General features: G+C 76.0%; 16 protein-coding genes and 1 pseudogene. 9 read left to right on the forward strand and 8 right to left on the reverse strand.

All coding sequences use genetic code 11. The features are described 5' to 3' along the window. Positions 1-97 precede the first annotated feature (97 nt). Both ACFVX9_RS29215 and ACFVX9_RS29220 read right to left on the reverse strand, forming a co-directional pair. A complete protein-coding gene (locus ACFVX9_RS29215; RefSeq protein ID WP_387984368.1) occupies positions 98-898 on the reverse strand; it encodes a helix-turn-helix domain-containing protein in 801 nt (266 codons plus the stop codon). An 18-nt stretch (positions 899-916) separates the two neighbouring features. Continuing rightward, complete coding sequence (locus tag ACFVX9_RS29220) at positions 917-1,150, reverse strand: hypothetical protein (protein WP_387984370.1); 234 nt, start codon at positions 1,148-1,150, stop codon at positions 917-919. Positions 1,151-1,698: 548 nt separating this feature from the next. On the opposite strand from ACFVX9_RS29220, the gene ACFVX9_RS29225 reads away from it, so the two are divergent. Continuing rightward, complete coding sequence (locus ACFVX9_RS29225) at positions 1,699-2,817, forward strand: DUF4037 domain-containing protein (protein ID WP_387984371.1); 1,119 nt, start codon at positions 1,699-1,701, stop codon at positions 2,815-2,817. A 123-nt stretch (positions 2,818-2,940) separates the two neighbouring features. After that, entirely contained in the window at positions 2,941-3,705 is a 765-nt protein-coding gene (locus ACFVX9_RS29230; protein WP_387984373.1) for a hypothetical protein, read from the forward strand. Between the two features lie 291 nt (positions 3,706-3,996). Here ACFVX9_RS29230 and ACFVX9_RS29235 read toward each other — a convergent pair whose 3' ends face one another. Next, positions 3,997-4,512, reverse strand: a complete 516-nt coding sequence (locus tag ACFVX9_RS29235) for a cupin domain-containing protein (RefSeq protein WP_380375502.1) — start codon at positions 4,510-4,512, stop codon at positions 3,997-3,999. A gap of 358 nt (positions 4,513-4,870) precedes the next feature. On the opposite strand from ACFVX9_RS29235, the gene ACFVX9_RS29240 reads away from it, so the two are divergent. Then, positions 4,871-5,686 (forward strand): BPL-N domain-containing protein, encoded by an 816-nt coding sequence (locus ACFVX9_RS29240; protein ID WP_387984374.1) that lies wholly within the window; start codon positions 4,871-4,873, stop codon positions 5,684-5,686. Positions 5,687-5,721: 35 nt separating this feature from the next. Here ACFVX9_RS29240 and ACFVX9_RS29245 read toward each other — a convergent pair whose 3' ends face one another. Next, positions 5,722-6,189, reverse strand: a complete 468-nt coding sequence (locus ACFVX9_RS29245; protein WP_063352891.1) for an NADAR family protein — start codon at positions 6,187-6,189, stop codon at positions 5,722-5,724. Between the two features lie 220 nt (positions 6,190-6,409). After that, positions 6,410-7,273, reverse strand: coding sequence for an alpha/beta fold hydrolase (locus tag ACFVX9_RS29250; protein WP_063352893.1), 864 nt, complete (start codon positions 7,271-7,273; stop codon positions 6,410-6,412). Between the two features lie 48 nt (positions 7,274-7,321). Between ACFVX9_RS29250 and ACFVX9_RS29255 the strand changes: the two genes are divergently transcribed. The 3 genes from ACFVX9_RS29255 (at position 7,322) to ACFVX9_RS29265 (ending at position 10,235) form a co-directional block, all read left to right on the forward strand. After that, positions 7,322-7,963, forward strand: a complete 642-nt coding sequence (locus ACFVX9_RS29255; RefSeq protein WP_380484710.1) for a TetR/AcrR family transcriptional regulator — start codon at positions 7,322-7,324, stop codon at positions 7,961-7,963. 209 nt (positions 7,964-8,172) lie between these two features. After that, positions 8,173-8,979 carry a hypothetical protein gene (locus tag ACFVX9_RS29260; protein WP_387984377.1) on the forward strand — a complete coding sequence of 269 codons (807 nt, stop codon included), beginning with the start codon at positions 8,173-8,175 and terminating at the stop codon, positions 8,977-8,979. Between the two features lie 152 nt (positions 8,980-9,131). Then, positions 9,132-10,235, forward strand: coding sequence for a PP2C family protein-serine/threonine phosphatase (locus ACFVX9_RS29265; RefSeq protein WP_387984379.1), 1,104 nt, complete (start codon positions 9,132-9,134; stop codon positions 10,233-10,235). A gap of 27 nt (positions 10,236-10,262) precedes the next feature. Here ACFVX9_RS29265 and ACFVX9_RS29270 read toward each other — a convergent pair whose 3' ends face one another. From ACFVX9_RS29270 to ACFVX9_RS29280, 3 genes are all read right to left on the reverse strand, one after another. Continuing rightward, positions 10,263-11,090: an alpha/beta fold hydrolase gene (locus ACFVX9_RS29270; RefSeq protein ID WP_387984381.1), complete on the reverse strand. Its 828-nt coding sequence runs from the start codon at positions 11,088-11,090 to the stop codon at positions 10,263-10,265. A 222-nt stretch (positions 11,091-11,312) separates the two neighbouring features. Next, on the reverse strand, positions 11,313-12,635 hold the full coding sequence (locus ACFVX9_RS29275) for a cryptochrome/photolyase family protein (protein WP_387984383.1): 1,323 nt from the start codon (positions 12,633-12,635) through the stop codon (positions 11,313-11,315). A gap of 53 nt (positions 12,636-12,688) precedes the next feature. After that, positions 12,689-14,182 (reverse strand): SDR family oxidoreductase, encoded by a 1,494-nt coding sequence (locus tag ACFVX9_RS29280; RefSeq protein WP_387984385.1) that lies wholly within the window; start codon positions 14,180-14,182, stop codon positions 12,689-12,691. Positions 14,183-14,598: 416 nt separating this feature from the next. Here ACFVX9_RS29280 and sigK point away from each other — a divergent pair, with 416 nt between their 5' ends. From sigK to ACFVX9_RS29295, 3 genes and pseudogenes are all read left to right on the forward strand, one after another. Further along, entirely contained in the window at positions 14,599-15,183 is a 585-nt protein-coding gene (sigK, locus tag ACFVX9_RS29285; RefSeq protein WP_380375490.1) for an ECF RNA polymerase sigma factor SigK, read from the forward strand. Next, positions 15,180-15,929, forward strand: a complete 750-nt coding sequence (locus ACFVX9_RS29290) for an anti-sigma factor domain-containing protein (protein WP_380484723.1) — start codon at positions 15,180-15,182, stop codon at positions 15,927-15,929. The genes sigK and ACFVX9_RS29290 overlap by 4 nt, the downstream gene beginning before the upstream one ends. Positions 15,930-16,094: 165 nt before the next feature. Continuing rightward, positions 16,095-16,633 (forward strand): annotated as a pseudogene (locus ACFVX9_RS29295) (molybdopterin-binding oxidoreductase); the annotation flags it as partial.

Below are 16,633 nucleotides of genomic sequence, written 5' to 3' on the forward strand. Positions count from 1 at the left end.
CCTGATCGGCGCCGGTAGAGTTAATCCCCAGGGTGGTGTAGTTGGGTGCTGGTCAGAGAACGAGGCTCTGGCGACGCGTTCCCGTCCGCGGACCGGGTCACACGAGTACCGGCGGGCCGCCGCCGGTGCCGTCGCGGCCCGTCGCAGCGGAGTGGCCGGAGTGGCCGGGTTGGCCGGCGTCCTCGGCGCGGTCGGCGGCCAGGCTGTTGCGCAGGGTCACCCACAGTTTGAACAGGGTGTCCGTCGGGGTGCCGCTGCTGGAGGACTGCATGGCCCGGGTGAACTCCCGTTGGTACGTGCGGGAGTTGACCGGTGCCGGGGTGCGGGCGTTGTTCATCCGCTCCCAGGCCGCCGCCCACAGTGCGCGGCGGGCCTCCTTGACCCCGCAGACCTCCATGTAGGTGAGGAACACCGCCTTGCGCAGCGGGGCCTCACCTCTGAGGACCAGCGCCAGGGTGCTGGAGGGCAGGCGCCCTCCCCCGGCCCGGGCCCGGCGGTCCAGCTCCTCCAGGGAGGGCCAGTCGGCCTTGCGCCGCATCTCGTGCATCGCCCGTCGCAGGTCGGCGAGGGAGTCGACCTGCTCGGGGTTGAGCCGTCGGGGCGCCCGGCGCTGGGTCCCGGAGGGACGCGGGACGTGGGCCCAGTAGTTGGCCAGGGTCCACTTGCGGCGGGCCGCCTTGAGGTCGCCGTCGCAGGCCCGGGTGAGGGCCTCGACGACCTCCCAGTTCGGCATGGTCCGGCCGCTGGTGGCCCGTTGCAGGGTGGTCGGGTGGTAGTTGGTCCGGTCGGCGAGCTGACGGTAGGTCAGCCCCGCCTCTTCACGCTGCTCGCGCAGCAACGCGGCGAGCCGACCCAGGGCCGGCTCGGTCGCCGCGATCGGTTTCTCCTGGCGTCCCATCGCGGTCCGGCGTTCCTTCTAGGCCCGCCCCTGCTGGAGCCTGGCATTCAACAGCAGTCCGCCGGTGGCCAGTTCGAGCGCCGCTCCCGCCGACATGCCCGTCCTCACCATGGCGGCGGCCACGACGACCACGACGACGACCACGGCCGTCCGCACGGGGCCGGACGACCAGGGCAGGCCCGGTCGCGGCGGCGCCGGGTGGCCGGCGGTGCAGTGGGCGGGGGCGCGCTTCTTCTTCCGCTTCCTCGTCATCGAGGACCTCCTATATCACCGTCTACTCCAACGGACGGGAACTTCGGTGGTTGGCGTCACGCGAGGAACCCGTTTCGCGCAACACTCTGTCAGGCGTACGGGTGATTCCCAATCGGTTCGGTGAACATCGCGAAGATTGATGCGCCAGAATCCCGGGCCCGGCCCGCAATCTCGTCACAACCCTGTGACATCAGTGCAGTTCAGGAACTCGAAACCGGAATTTGATGCATTTTTGTGCAACTCGCCCTTGTAGCCGTCCTGGCTGAATGTGACGATGTGCAGCAGCGTCATCCAGACCTGCGGGTCAGGAACCCGGGGGCGCTGTCTACTCCAAATTCTCGGGAACACCGGCAGCGGGCCGTGTTGGCGCATGGGCCCGTCCGAACAGCAGAGACCGCCCGGCCCCAGCGGCCCGAGCGGTCTCTCTGTGTTTGTCCGCCGGGAAAGGGCGGCGGCCGGCGGACGGCAGCCGACGGAAGGGGTTTCCGGGAGGCGGTGGTCCGGAATCCGGTGGCCCGGGGCGGCGGGGTGTTGGCACAGTGGGCCCCATGACGACTCCCGATGATGGTGGCGCGTTCGTCCCCGGCCTGGAGCTGGCTCGGACGCTGCACGAGGAGGCCGTGCGCCCGCTGCTGGCCGAGGCGTTCCCCGGACTCGGGTACGCGGCGGCGCGGGTGGGCGCGGGCTCGGAGGTGCTGGGCTTCGACACCGCCCGCTCGACGGACCACGACTGGGGCCCTCGCCTGGAGCTGTTCCTCTCCCCCGGCGACGCCGCCCGCCACGGGGAGCGGCTGCGCGAGGTGCTGGCGCACCGGCTGCCCCGGCAGGTGCGCGGCCGCTCCACGCACTTCCGGCGCGGCCCGGACCCGCTCGACCCGGTGCGCCACCCCGACTGGACCGAGGGCCCGGTGGACCACCTGGTCGAGGTCCACGACGTGCCCTCCTGGCTGGCCGCCCGGCTGGGCCCGGCGGCGGCCGGGTGGTACCGGACGGACCCGGGGGCCGGCGACTGGCTGGCACTGCCGCAGCAGCGCCTGGCCGAGGTGACCGGCGGCGCGGTGTTCCACGACGGCCCGGGCGACCTCACCGCGGCCCGGCGCCACCTGGCCTGGTACCCGGAGCAGGTGTGGCGCTACCTGCTGGCCTGCCAGTGGCGGCGGATCGAGCAGGAGGAGGCGTTCGTCGGGCGCTGCGCCGAGGTCGGCGACGAGCTCGGTTCGATGGTGGTGGCCGCCCGCCTGGTCCGGGAGGTGATGCGGCTGTCCCTGCTGATGGAGCGCCGCTACGCCCCGTACGGCAAGTGGCTGGGCAGCGCGTTCGGGCGCACCGGCGCCGCCGGGGAGCTGGGGCCGCTGCTGCACGGCGCGCTGACGTCCGGTCATTTTGCGGAGCGGGAGCGGTATTTGTGCGAGGCGTACGAGGCCGCGGCCCGCCGGCACAACGCCCTGGGGCTGACCGCACCGCTGGCGGCGGCCCGCCGGCCGTTCCACGGCCGCCCCTACCTCGTCCTGGACGCCGGCCGCTTCGCCCGGGCGCTGCTGGAGACGGTCACCGACGCGCGGCTGCGCGCCCTGCCGCCGGTGGGCGGCGTGGACCAGTGGACGGACAGCACCGACCTGCTCGGCCTGCCGCAGGCCGTCCGGACGGCGGTCGGCGCCCTCGGCTGAACCCGGCGGCCGGCGGAATTCGGGTACGGCGGCGCATTGCGGTGCGGGCCGCCGCCGGGCCAGCCTGTGGGGCGGACGCCGCGACCCGCGCGGGCGCCACCCGGCCCGAGAGGACCCCGCCCGGTGAACGGCTTCGAGTACCTGCTCGGCATGCTGCTGGCCCAGCCCGTACGGGCCCGGGACGCGCTGCGCGCCCGCCTGCCCACCACCCGCCGGCTGCGCGCCCTGGCCTCCTCGCCGCGGGTCGAGGCGCTGCGGGCCGCCGAGCGCGAGCGGATCCGCCGGCTGGTCGAGGGCCTGGCCGCGGTGGAGGGCGTGACGCACCTGCTGACCCGCGTCGCCGACCACTGCGACCGCCCCGCCTCGCTCGGCCTGCTCACCACCACCGCCGAGGGCCGCGGCGTGCTGGTCTGCCGGATGAGCGCCGCCGCCTACTTCGCCACCGGCGAGGACATCACCGCCGTCCTGCCCAGGATCGAGGCGGCGGGCCTGGCCGACTGGGGCTTCCCGAACACCTGGGGCGACGAACCGCCGTACTCACCGGGCACGGTCGCCTACGCGCTGCGCTACCACCGCGACCGCGGCCTCTTCCCCGACGGCCGGCGGATGCCCGGCCCGAGCCTGTCCACCGCCGACGCCACCCTGGTCTGGGACCTGCCCGGCATCCCCCGCCCGGACCCGTACTGGCCGCGCCCGGGCAGCGACGTGTACTTCCGGCACGAACAGATCCCGGCGGACGGCGACCCGGCCGCGCTGCTGCGGGCCGCCCGCGCCGAGGGGCGGGGCCCGGTGCTGGTGCTCACCTTCGGCCGCAACTGGACGGACACCTGCACGTACCACGCCGTGCCGCGCGGGCGCGGACACAGACACGGGCGCGAACCGGGCTGAGCGCCCGGTGCGGCCGGGGGCGGCGCCCCGGCCGCGCGCACGGTTCAGGCGCTCAGCACTGGGGCCGGCGGCCGTGGTTGGCCCCGCGCCGGGCCCGGGCCTTCTTCTTGCGGCGACGCTTCGACGACATGGCCACTCCTCTCGCAACCAGGACACCCCCGGCCTCCACCGTTCCACACCCGGCCCGCACCGGCCCGCCGGGAGCGGCCGTCACGGGCCCCGGGCGGGGCCTCAGGCGGGGGCTGGGCCCCGGTCGGGGCCTCAGGCGGGGGCTGGGCCCCGGGCGGGGCCTCAGGCGGGGGCGGCGCTGCGGTCGAGGGCGGCGCGCCAGGCGGGGCTGTCGACGTAGTGGTTGTCGAAGCGCCCGGCGGAGGCGGCGATCGCGCCCGGGTCGGTCTCGCCGCGCATCACGCGGCCCAGCAGGCGCAGGTAGTCGAAGCGGTCCATGCCCGGGGTGAACACGAACAGGACGTCGGCCTCGGCGCCCGGGGCGGCGGCGAAGGCGTGCGGGGTGTGCGGCGGCACGGCGAGGAAGTCGCCCTCGCCCAGGATCGTGACCTCCTCGCCGACCAGCACCTGCAGCGAGCCGCCGATCACGAAGAACAGCTCCCACGCCCGGGTGTGGAAGTGCGCGGGGGCCCCGACGGCGCCCTTGGCGAAGGTGGAGCGGTAGCTGGTGAACCCGCCCTCGGTGTGCGCCGAGTCGGCGAGCAGGGTCATGGTGCTGCTCGGGTCGGCGCAGCTCTCGGCCTCGGCGTGGCGGGTCAGCACGGGGGCGGCGGTGGCGGTGTTGCTCGTCGTCGTCATGGGACCAGGCTAGGGCCGGAAAGACCCGCCATCAGGTGGCAATTGAATGCCATTTTCACGGGTCAATTTCCAGGCCGGCGGCCGCTGGCAGACCGGCAGACCGGCAGACCGGCAGACCGGCCCGATGACGACGGACGATCTTCTGCGGCACCAGGACGAACGGCGGGCCGAGGCCGCGTCCGCCTGACCCGTCCGTCCGTGCTACTCCGCCGGGCCCGCCTCCCGTCAACGCGGACGGCGCGCGGCACCCGTTCGGGGGGCGGACGTGCGGCGCGGGCCGCTGTGCCCGTAGCGTCGTCGCTGCACACGGCGTAGGTCCTGTCCGGGGAGGGTGTCAGCGATGGCGGGAGTGCCGGTCATGAGGGGTGGGCGGCGGCCCTGGCGGGCCGCTGCGGCCCTGGCGGTGGCGGCGGCGCTGCTGACGGCGTCCGCCTGCGGCGCCTCCCCCGTGCCGGACGGCGCGGCCGACGACGCGGTCGCCGCCGCCGACGGGCGGCCGCTCGCGCTGGTCTACCGGGGCCCGGCGGCCTGCGAGGGCTGCCCGGAGGCGGCGCGGGAGCTGCTGGAGCGCGACGGCTTCGCGGTGCGCTACGTCGGGCCCGAGGAGCGGCTGCGCTTCGGCGCGGGCGTGCTGGCCGGCGCCGCGCTGTACGTGCAGCCGGGCGGCACCAACGGGCAGGAGGTGAGCACCGCGTGGGGCCTGCTCCAGCGCGACCCCGGCTTCTCGCCGGAGCTGGTGCGCGACTTCGTCCGGGGCGGCGGGCGCTACCTGGGCCTGTGCATGGGCGGCTACCTGGCCGGCGACCCGGGCTACGACCTCCTGCCGGGCGACTCCGGGCAGTACATCCACTCCCGGGGGGCGACCGTCACCGACGAGCAGGACCGCCTCGTCGACGTCGCCTGGCGCGGCCGCCCGCAGCGGATGTACTTCCAGGACGGCCCGTACTTCGACGTCGACGGCCCGGGCGTGGACGTCCTGGCCCGCTATTCCAACGGCCGCGCCGCCGCCGTCACCGCCCCCTACGGCGCCGGCCGGGTGGCGGTCAGCGGCCCGCACCCGGAGGCCCCCGCGGACTGGTACCGCGACTACCACCTGCCCGACGAGTCGAAGACCGGCCTGGGCCTGGGCGACGACCTGCTGCACGACCTGATGGCGGCGGCCCCCGCGTCCTGACGTTCCGTCAACTCGCCTGCGGGTGAGCTGCGGTGTCACGCCCGCTCGGCGGGTCCGGCAGGGAACTCGGCGCGCAGCCGGGTGCGGGTGCGCATCAGGATGCGGCCGAGCATGTTCCTGCCGGTGCCGGTGCGTCCGCGCCCCCAGTAGTGGTCGGTGCCGGTGTCCTCGACGAGTTCCTCGTCGCCGGTGGCGAGCAGGACGGCGCGGATGTCCGGGTGCTCCCGGAACTTGGCCGCCACCGCCCGGCGCATCACGTCGTCCTTGACGCGCTCCCAGTCGCGGCGCAGCGGTCCGGCCGGGTCGCGGCCCAGTTCGGCGGCGCGCAGCGGGGTGCGGGCGCGGCGGACGAGGTCGGCGTGGCGGGTGCCGGCGAACTTCTGGGCCTGGAAGTAGTGCTCGGAGGTGGGCCAGAGGTGTCCGTCGAGGTGGAGGGGGTGGGGGGAGAAGTTGGAGAAGCAGCCGTGCGGGGCTTCGTCGGCGCCGTAGAAGTAGATGGTCATCGGGGCCTCGTGGAGGGGGTGTTGGCGGGAGCCGTACGGTCGCAGGCGTGCGGCCGCGCCCGCAACCGGTTTTCGTCCGGTCGCGGGCGCGGGTTCGACGGGCCTCGGCGCGGGCTCGGCGCGGGCTCGGCGCGGGCTCGGCGCGGGCTCGGCGCGGTTCACGTGGTGCTCCGTCAGCGGGACGGTGCGCAGCGGGAGCCCCCGGGGCCGGCCGGTGGCGCTACCGCCCGGCGGGGTGCAGGACGCGGTCGGCCACCAGGTCCGGCCGGTCGGTCGGCAGGGCGTGGCCGGCGCCGGGCACGATCTCCGTCCGGGCCGAGGGCACGAGGCGGCCGAGGCGCTCGGCGACCGCGTGCGCGTCGTGCATGGCGCTGCGCTCCCCGAGCAGGAACAGTGCGGGGACGTCCAGGCGGCGCAGTTCCTCGTCGGACAGGACCGGGGGCACCGGGAGCGCGCGGCGGAACCCCATCGACGCGCGCATCAGGGCCATCAGTTCGGTCTCCAGGATGGCGCTGTTGCCGACCAGGCGGGCCAGCCGGGGGCGCAGCGCCCGCGGCGCGGTGGCGGCGAGGCCGCCGGCGATCACCCAGGCGTAGAACCGGGCGCCCATGTCGGCGAAGCCCGCCGGGTCCACCAGGGTGAGGGAGGCGACCCGCCCGGGGTGGTGGATCTGGTGGTGGAGCGCCAGCCAGCCGCCGTAGGAGCAGCCGACGACCTGGGCGTCCGTCACCTCCAGTGCGGCCAGGAGTTCGTCCAGCCAGGCGGCCGCGTCCCGGCCGTCGGCGATCGGGGCGCTCTGCACGCTCGCGCCCGGTTCGCCGACCGTGTCGACGGCGATGACCGGGCGGTGGCGGGCCAGTGTGTCGATGTAGCGGTGCCACATCAGTGCGTTTCCGCCCGAGCCGGGCAGCAGCACGATCGGCTCGCCGTGCTGCGGGCCGGTCCGGTAGACGCGGGTGGTCCCGAACGCGGTCGGGAGGTCCAGCGCCGTCCGAGGCCCGGGCCACAGTTCCGTCAGGGCCCGCTCGTAGGCGGCGCGAAACCGGTCCCCGGCCTGGTCGTTCTTGAACTGGCTGATTCGCATGATACATGTGTATCACGGCATGATACGGGTGTACCAGGGAGGTCGTACATGAACGCGCGGGTCGATCACGAGGAACGCCGGCGGCAGATCGCCGAAGCGCTGCTGCGCATCGCCGACACCCAGGGGCTGCAGGCGGCCAGCATGCGGGCGGTCGCCACCGAGGCGGGCGTCTCCCTGCGGCTGGTGCAGTACTACTTCACGACCAAGGAGGGGCTGCTGCTGGACGCGCTGGAGCGGCTCGGCGCCCAGCTCCAGGCCCGCATGGCGGCGTGGATCACCGCGGCCGCCACCCCGTCCACGCCGCGCGGCCTGGTGACCGCGGTCCTGTCCAGCATCCTGCCCACCGACCCGGAGAGCCGCCGGATCACCCGCACCTACGCCGCCTACTACACGCTGGTGCTCAGCGATCCCGCACTGGTGGAGAAGCACGGAACGCCCCAGCCCGACCTGCTGGAGGGCTTCCTCGCCAAGCAGGTCCGCACGGCCCAGCAGGCCGGGCAGATCGACCCCGCCAGGGACCCGGAGATGACCGCCGCCGGGCTGCTGGCCATGGTCAACGGCCTCGGCTCCAGCGTGCTCGGCGGCCAGCGCACCGGCGACGCCGCGCTGGCGATCCTCACCCACCACCTGGACGAGTTGTTCCGCGGCCGTCCCCGCGGTGACGCCGCCCCGGACCTGCCGACCGCCTGACCTGTCGTCCCCGGACCGGCCGGCCTTCCCCCGCCGCCGGGGGTGGGCCGCCGTTCGGCCGGATCCCGTCCGGCCGCCCCGCAGGCGCCCTGTCCGCCCCGCCGCCGGTGCACGAGAATGTGCCGGTCCCGCGCGAGGGGCCGGCGAAAGCGGCCAACTCCCCTGCCGGGCAATCCTTTTCCGTTACCGAATGGGGAGGTTCACCGACCGTGTACAGGAGACTTCCGCAAGCCGTGCTGTCGGGTGTGCTGGTCGTGGCCTTCGCGGGAACGACCGCGTGGGCCACGACGACGGCGGGCACCGCCCCCGCGCCGGGCGTCGCCGCCGGGTGCGGGGCCGACGCGACCGCCCAGGGCCTGGCCAGTACCGCCCTCCCGAACACCCTGGTGGAGACGCCGCGCTCCGACGGGCGGACCGAACAGTTCCAGCAGTTCTACGACAGTTCGGCAGCCTCCCTCCTGCCCTTCGTCTGGCACCGCTCCCAGGACGCGCCCGGGGGCGCCTACGGCGGCTGGGAGCGCGTCAGCGCCACCCCCGTGGGCCCGAAGCTGTACCAGGTGAGCGCCGTCGAGAACAGCGCCGGCGCCCTGGAGGTGTTCTTCGCCTCCTACGGCGGCTTCTGCCACACCGTCCTGCCCGCGCCCGGCGACTCCTGGACCCCGACCGAGAACTTCGAGCTGTCACCGCCGCCCTACCACGGCGGGCTCACGCTCTTCAGGGAACGCGACGGCCGGCTGCACGTCTTCGCCTCCGGCGCCGGCACGAACGCGGCCATGGAGGTGCGCAGCCAGGACGTCGACGCCCAGGACTCCTGGGGCCCGGTGCGGCAGCTGCCCAGGCTGCCGGACCCCAACGCGGGCCTGGGCGCGCCGACCTCGGTCGTCCAACTGCCGGACGGGCGGCTGCGGGTGACCGTCCGCGAGTGGAACCGCGACCGCTCGTGGCGGACCACCGAGGTGGACCGGTTCGTCTCCTGGGAGCCGTGGCAGCTCTGCGCGGACAGCACCTGCGCCTGACGGCCTGACGCCCGGGCGGCGGGCGGCGGGCGTCCGGGCCCGGGCGGGCGCTCCCGAGCGGGCGCTCGCCCGTCCGGGCGGGCTGCGCTGGCGGCCGGGTGGGGCCGCCGGTATGCCTGGGGGGACGGCGAGGCGGCGGAGAGGACGGCGGGGTGGGCGGCGCGGACGGGAGCGGGGACCGGGACGACGGGGGGACGCGGGCGCCGGGCAACCGGGCGGTGGTGCTGGGGGTGCTGGCCTCCACCGCGGTGGTGCTGCTCGCCCAGGCGGCGAGCGGCACCAGCGCCCGGCTGGTGCTGCTGCTGGTGTTCCTGCCGGCCCTGCTGGCGGGGCTGGGCACCGTCGCGCAGACGGTCGCGGCCTCGGTGTGGGTGGCCGGGGTCGTGGCGGTCAGCACGGTGCTGTTCCCGCCGTCCTCGCTGGCCGCCCGGGTGGGCACCCTGGTGGGCGTGGTCGGCGCCGAGGCGGCCGTGGTCGGGCTGTGCGCGCGACGGGTGCGGCGCGAGCGGGAGCTGTTCCGGATGCGGCAGACCGCCGTCGCCCTGCAGCGCCAGCTGCTGCGCCCGCTGCCGGTGCTCACCCCCGACGTCCAGCTGTACGGGCTGTACCGGCCGGTGGAGGAGGACGCCCTGGTCGGCGGCGACCTGTACGACGTCGCCGACACCCCGTACGGCACCCGGGTGCTGGTGGGCGACGTGCAGGGCAAGGGCCTGCCGGCGATCGGCGCGGGCTTCGCGGTGCTGAGCGCGTTCCGGGAGGCGGCCTTCCGGGAGCCGGCGCTGACCGGCGTCGCGGACGCCCTGGAGGCGGCGGTGGAGCGGCACAACGCGTACGCGGTGCAGGGCGGCGAGAGCGAGCGCTTCGTCACCGCGACCGTGCTGGGCGTGGAGCGCGGCGCGGACGTGCAGGCCGTCAACTGCGGCCACCTCGCCCCCTACCTGCTGCACGGCGGCCGGGTCGAGGCCGTGCCGCTGCCGGCCGGGGTGCCGCTCGGGCTGGCGGAGCTGACCGACGAGGTGCGCACCGTCCGGTGGTTCGCGCTGCCCGAGGACGGCGTGCTGGTGCTGCTCACCGACGGGATCACCGAGGCCCAGGACGCCACCGGCGCGTTCTACCCCGTCGAGCGGGGCCTGGCCGCCCTCGCCACCGCCCCCGCCGCCCTGCTGCCCGAGGCCCTGGACCGCGAGGCCCGCCGCTGGAGCGGAGGCCGCAGCCGCGACGACGTCACGGCGCTGTCCCTGCGCCGCGCGCCCTGAGGCTGCCGAGGTTCCCCCGAGGCGCCCTCACCGCTTGAGGAACTCCAGCAGGTCGGCGTTGAAGCGCTCCTTGTCGCCGGGGACCATCGCGATGCCGTGCGAGCCGTTCTCGTACACCTTCAGGACGGCGCCGGGGATGATCCGGGCGGCCCGGCGGGCGGTGGCCTCGACGGGGACGATCCGGTCGTCGTCGCCGTGCACGATCAGGGTGGGGATGTCGAACCTGGCCAGGTCCTCGTGGAAGTCGGTGTAGCCGAAGGCGTCCACGCAGTCGACGCCGCCCTCGATGGTCTGGTGCATCGCCATGAACCAGAACGCGTCCCGGTTGCCCTGGGTGGCGCGGGAACCGGGGCGGTCGGCGGAGAAGAAGTCGACGGAGGTGTCCTGCCAGAACTGGGAGCGCTCGGTGAGGATGCCGGCCTTGAGGTCGTCGAAGACGCTGCCGGGCACGCCGTGCGGGTTGTCGGGGCCCTGCAGCATGGACGGGGTGATCGCCGACAGCAGGACGGCGGAGCGGATCCGCCCGGTGCCGTGGCGGCCGATGTAGCGGGCGAGCTCGCCGCCGCCCATCGAGTGGGCCACCAGGGTGACGTCGCGCAGGTCGAGCCCGGTGAGCAGGCTGTCGAGGTCGTCGGCGAAGGTGTCGAAGTCGTAGCCGCCGTAGACCGGGGCGGAACGGCCGTGGCCGCGCCGGTCGTGGGCGATGGCCCGCAGGCCGGCGTCCGCGACGGCCTTCAGCTGGTCCTGCCAGGCGTCGCCGTTGAGCGGCCAGCCGTGGATGAACACGACGGGGCGCCCGCTGCCCCAGTCCTGGTAGAAGATCTCGACGCCGTCGCGGGTCCTGGAAATGGGCATGCTCCTGCTCCTTCGGGTGGTGCGCCGGGGGTGGGGCGGCCTGCCGGGGTGACCTGCCCGGGGCCTGCCGGGCCGCGGGTTTCATCCAACGGGAGGCGGGTGGGGCCCGCATCCCGCGGCGGCCGGGGCCCGGGCGGGAGCGGACGCGGCGCTACGCCGTTCGGGTGAGTTCGGGTGAGTTTCGGGTCAGGGCGGATGAGTGCGGGTGAGGACGAGGGCGGTTCAGCCGCTCTCGCGCAGGCGGGTGCCGAGGGCGTCGGGGGGCAGCAGGGGCGCCGGGTAGCCGGCCGGGGGCTCCGCGAGCTCCCAGGGGCGGTGGACGTCGCGGGCGGGCAGGTGGGCGAGCTCGGGGACCCAGCGGCGCACGTAGGCGCCGTCGGGGTCGTAGCGGTCGGCCTGGCGCAGCGGGTTGAGGACGCGGTTGGGGCGGGTGTCGGTGCCGGTGCCGGCGGCCCACTGCCAGTTGAGCTGGTTGTTGGCGAGGTCGCCGTCGACGAGCAGGGCGAGGAAGTGGGCGGCGCCGGGGCGCCAGTGGTGGCGCAGGCTCTTGGTGAGGAAGGAGGCGGTGAGCAGGCGGGCCCGGTTGTGCATCCAGCCCTCGTGGGCGAGTTGGCGCAGGCCGGCGTCGACGATCGGGTAGCCGGTGCGGCCCTCGCGCCAGGCCTGGAGCTCGCGTTCGTCGTCGTACCAGCGGACGGGGCGGGGGCGGTAGTCGGCGTGGGCGGCGTCGGGGCGGGCCGCGAGGACCTGGTGGTGGAAGTCGCGCCAGGCGAGTTGGCGCACCAGCGCGGCCGCGCCGGGGGTGTCGGACTTCCCGGCGCGGTGGGCGAGTTCGGTGGCGGACAGGCAGCCGAAGTGCAGGTACGGCGAGAGGCGGGAGGTGGCGTCGGCGGCGAGGTCGTCGTGCAACTGCTCGTAGTCGTCCGGGTTCCAGGCGCGCAGGCGGCGACGGGCGGCGCTCTCGCCGCCGGGGGCGCGGCCCGGGGAGGTGCCGGCGGGGGCGGCGGGCAGCGGGGCGCTCGCGGGGCCGTCGGGGGTGGCGAGGGTGCGCGGGGCGGGCAGGACGGTGCGCCGGGGGGCCTGCTGCCAGGCGCGGTGGTAGGGGGTGAAGACGGCGTAGTGGTCGCGCCCGGCCGGGGTGACGAGGCCGGCGGGGACGATGGTGAGCGCGGCGTCGTGCAGGTGCAGGCGCTCGCCGAGGGCGCGGCGCAGGGCGTGTTCGCGGCGGGTGGCGAAGGCGGAGACGCCGGCGTTGGTGTGGACGGTGTCGGCGCCGCACTCGGCGGCCAGGCGGGCGGCCTGTTCGGCGGGGTCGCCGTGGCGCAGGACCAGGCGGGAGCCGGCGGCGCGCAGTGCCCGGTCGAGGTCGGCGAGGCTCTCGGCGAGGAAGGCCTGCCGGTTGGGGGCGGCGAAGCCGGCCCGGGCGATGGCCGGGTCGAGGACGAACAGGGGGACGACCTGGTCGGCGCGGGTGCGGGCGGCGTGCAGGGCGGGGTTGTCGTGCAGGCGCAGGTCCTGGGTGAACAGGACGACGGCGGTGCTCATCGGGGGCCTCGTGCGGTGGAGTGCGGGTGCGGGTGGGGATGGGGACAGGGGTGTCAGGCGGCGGGTCGGGCGCGTTCGGTGATGTTGCGGGCCATGGCGCCGAACACCAGGGCGTGGAAGGGCGCCACCGACCACCAGTAGAGGTGGCCGGCCAGTCCGTGCGGGTGGAACAGCGCCCGCTGCTGGTACAGCGCGCCGCCGTCGCCGTCGGGCGTCACGCGCAGTTCGAGCCAGGCCAGGCCCGGCAGGCGCATCTCGGCGCGCAGCCGCAGCAGGTGTCCGGGTTCGATCTCCTCGACCCGCCAGAAGTCGAGCGCGTCGCCGACCCGCAGCCGGTGGCGGTCGCGGCGGCCCCGGCGCAGGCCGACGCCGCCGGCCAGGCGGTCCAGACGGCCCCGCAGGGCCCAGGCCAGCGGCAGGGAGTACCAGCCGTTCTCGCCGCCGACGCCCTCCACCACCCGCCACAGCGCGGCCGGGTCGGCGGCCACCCGGCGCCGGCGCAGGTCCTGGTAGAGGCTGCCGCCGGCCCAGTCGGGGTCGGTGGGCAGCGGGTCGCTGGGCGCGCCGGGCAGGGAGGCGGAGGACCAGCGGGTGGAGACCTGGGCGTCGCGGATGCGCCGCAGGGCCAGTTCCACGGCCCGGTCGAAGCCGGTCAGGCCCTCGGGCGGGTCGGGGATCCAGCGGGCGATGTCGTGTTCGCGGCACACCACCTCGTGGCGCAGCGACTCCACCAGCGGGCGGGCGAGCGAGCCCGGTACGGGGGTGACCAGGCCCACCCAGTGGCTGGACAGGCGCGGGGAGAGCACGGGCACCGGCACGATCAGGCGCCGGGGCAGGTCGGCGACCTCGGCGTAGTGGCGCATCATCAGCCGGTAGGTGAGCACGTCGGGCCCGCCGATGTCGAAGGTGCGGTCGACCCCGGGGGGCAGGGCGGCGGCGCCGACCAGGTAGCGCAGCACGTCGCGTACGGCGATCGGCTGGATGCGGGTGTCGACCCAGCGGGGGGTGACCATCGCCGGGAGCCGTTCGGTCAGGTGGCGCAGCATCTCGAAGGAGGCCGAGCCGGAGCCGATGATCACCGCGGCCCGCAGTTCGGCGGTGGGGACGCCGCCCGTGCGCAGGGCGCGGCCCACTTCGGCGCGCGAGCGCAGGTGGGCCGACAGGTGCGGTTCGGGGACGCCTGCGGGCAGCAGTCCGCCGAGGTAGACGATGCGCCGGGTGCCGGCGGCGGCGGCCGCCTCGGCGAAGGCCTCGGCGGCCTGCCGGTCCCGGGTCTCGAAGCCGGGCCCGGTGCCCAGGGAGTGGACCAGGTAGTAGGCGGCGTCGATGCCGTCGAAGGCCGCGGGCAGGGTCTCGGGGCGGGTGACGTCGCCGGTGACGGCCTCCACGTCGGCCCGCCAGGGCTGGTCCCGCAGCCGGAGCGGGTCGCGGACCAGGCAGCGCACCCGGTACCCGGCGGCGAGCAGTTCGGGCACCAGGCGCCCGCCGATGTAGCCGGTGGCGCCGGTGACCAGGCAGTGCGGGCGCGTCCGGGTCGGCTCGTCCACCTGCGGCTCCTCTCGTGCGGGCGGGTGCGCCCCCCGTGCCCCGCCAGGCGCGGGGGGCGCTGCCGGGGTGTTCGGAGCGGACGCGGCCGGGGATTGGACGGGGCCGGGGATTCGAGTCTTCCAGGGGTCTCCTGCGGGCGCCCGTGCGGGCGCGGGGCCAGGAATCCGGGCGTGCGCGAGGCCGGGAATCCGGTGTCCTGCGAGGGGGCCGGGAATCCGGTGTCCTGCGAGGGGGCCGGGAATCCGGTGTCCTTCGCGGGCAATCCGCGCCGGGTGCAGCTTCGAACGCCTGACGTCGCCGTGTTCCGTCGGCCCGGCCGGGTGTCCGCCCGGCCGGGATTACCTGGAGGTCGTGCCATGCCCACCGTCCACTGGCCGGGGCCGTCGCCCGTGTGTCGCGAGCGCGAGGCGGCCGGATGAGCACGGTCGTTCACCTGTCCGGGCCGGGGCGTCCGGGCACCGACCTCAAGGAGCTGCTGAGCAGGACCGCGCTCGGCGACCGGGAGGCGTTCGGCCGGCTGTACGACGCGGTGGCGGGCCCGGTGCTGGGGCTGGTCCGCCGGGTGCTGCGGGATCCGGCGCAGTCCGAAGAGGTCGCGCAGGAGGTGATGCTGGAGGTGTGGCGCACCTGCGCCCGCTACCGGCCCGAGCGCGGGGAGGTGCTGGCGTGGGTGCTGACCATCGCCCACCGCCGCGCCGTGGACCGGGTGCGGGCGGCACAGGCGGCCGCCGACCGCGACCAGCGGGCAGCCGCCGCCTCGCACGTGCCGGCGTTCGACGAGGTCGCCGAGCAGGTCGAGGGGCGGCTGGAACGCGAGCAGGTGCGGCGCTGCCTGAAGGGGCTGACCGAGTTGCAGCGGGAGTCGATCACGCTGGCCTACTACCGCGGGTACACCTACCCGCAGGTCGCCGAACTGCTCGGCACCCCGCTGGGCACCGTCAAGACCCGGATGCGCGACGCGCTGATCCGGCTGCGCGACTGCCTGGGAGTGGGAGCATGAGCGGCGCCGACCTGCACACGCTGACCGGCGCCTACGCCGCGCACGCCCTCGACGCGGACGAGCGCGCGCAGTTCGAACGCCACCTGGCGCAGTGCCCGGCCTGCGCCCGGGAGGTGGCCGAGTTCACGGCGACGCTGGCCAGGCTGGGCGCCGCGCAGGCCGTCGCGGTGCCCGGAGAGTTGAAGTCGCGGGTGATGGGCGCGCTGGACACCGTCCGGCAGGAGGCCCCGCGCGCCGCGGCCGGGCCCGACGGCGCCCGGCGCCCCGGGCGGTCCGCCCGCGGCTGGCCGCGGCTGGCGCTGGCGGCCTGTCTGGCGGCGGCCGCGGCCCTCGGCGGCGTGGCCGTCCAGCAGCACCGGGAGGCGGACCGGGCCAGGGCCCTCGCCGCCGCGCTGCAGCGGCACCAGGACCAGGTCACCGGGCTGCTGGCGGCACCCGACGCCCGGCGGGCGAGCGGCCCGGCGGCCGGCGGCACCGGCAGCGGGGCGGTGGTCTGGTCGCACGGCCGGGGCCGTGCCGTCCTCCTGGCCTCCGGCCTGCCCGCCCCGGCGGACGGCACGGCGTACGAGCTGTGGTTCGACGACGGCGCCGCGATGCGCCCGGCGGGGCTGATGCCCCGGGGCGACGGCGCGTTCCTGCTGGACGGCCCCCTGGACGGTGCGCGCGGCATCGGCGTCACGGTGGAGCCCTCGGCCGGCTCCGCGCACCCCACGGGGGCGCCGGTCCTGCTGATCCCGTTCACCTGAGCGGCCGAACCGGGTCGGGCCTCCCGGCGGTCCGGCCCGTTCCGCAGCCCGTCCGCGGCCCTCAGCCCTGGCCGGGAGGTGTCACCCGGCCAGAGCAATGTCACCCGATCGGGGGGTATCCGGACTCGCACCCATCCGGTGGAGCCGGACCGCCGAATGAGGACCGTGACCGATGAGACGAGCAGCAGCCCGCCGGGCGCCCTCCCCCGAGCACGCACCCGTGCCGCCGGGCCGGCCGTCGCGGCGCTGTGCGGGCTGGCGGCCGCCGCCGCGGCCGTGGGAGCCGGCGAGGCGGCGGCGGCGTTCACCCGCCCCCAGGCCTCACCGGTGGTGGCGATCGGCTCGGCGGCGATCGACCTCGCACCCACCGCCGTCAAGGCGTGGGCGGTCCAGCGGTTCGGCACCGGCGACAAGACGGCCCTGCTGGGCGGGATCTACACCGTCATGGGCCTCGCGGCCGCGGCCCTCGGCGTGCTGGCCGGACGCCGTCGCGGCGCGGCCGCCGCCCTGTTCGCGGCCTTCGGCGGCCTCGGTGCCTGGGCAGCGCTGGCCCGCCCGCAGGCCGTCCCCACCGACCTGCTGCCCTCCGCCGCCGCGGCGGGCGGCGCGGTCGCCGTGCTGTGGTGGCTGACCGGACCCGCCCTCTCCCTTGGCCCTTTCCTTGGCTCTTCCCGCCGTTCGGGCCCGGTCCGGCCGGCCGGGCC

Source organism: Kitasatospora sp. NPDC058243, assembly GCF_042882025.1.
Taxonomy (GTDB): Bacteria; Actinomycetota; Actinomycetes; order Streptomycetales; family Streptomycetaceae; genus Kitasatospora.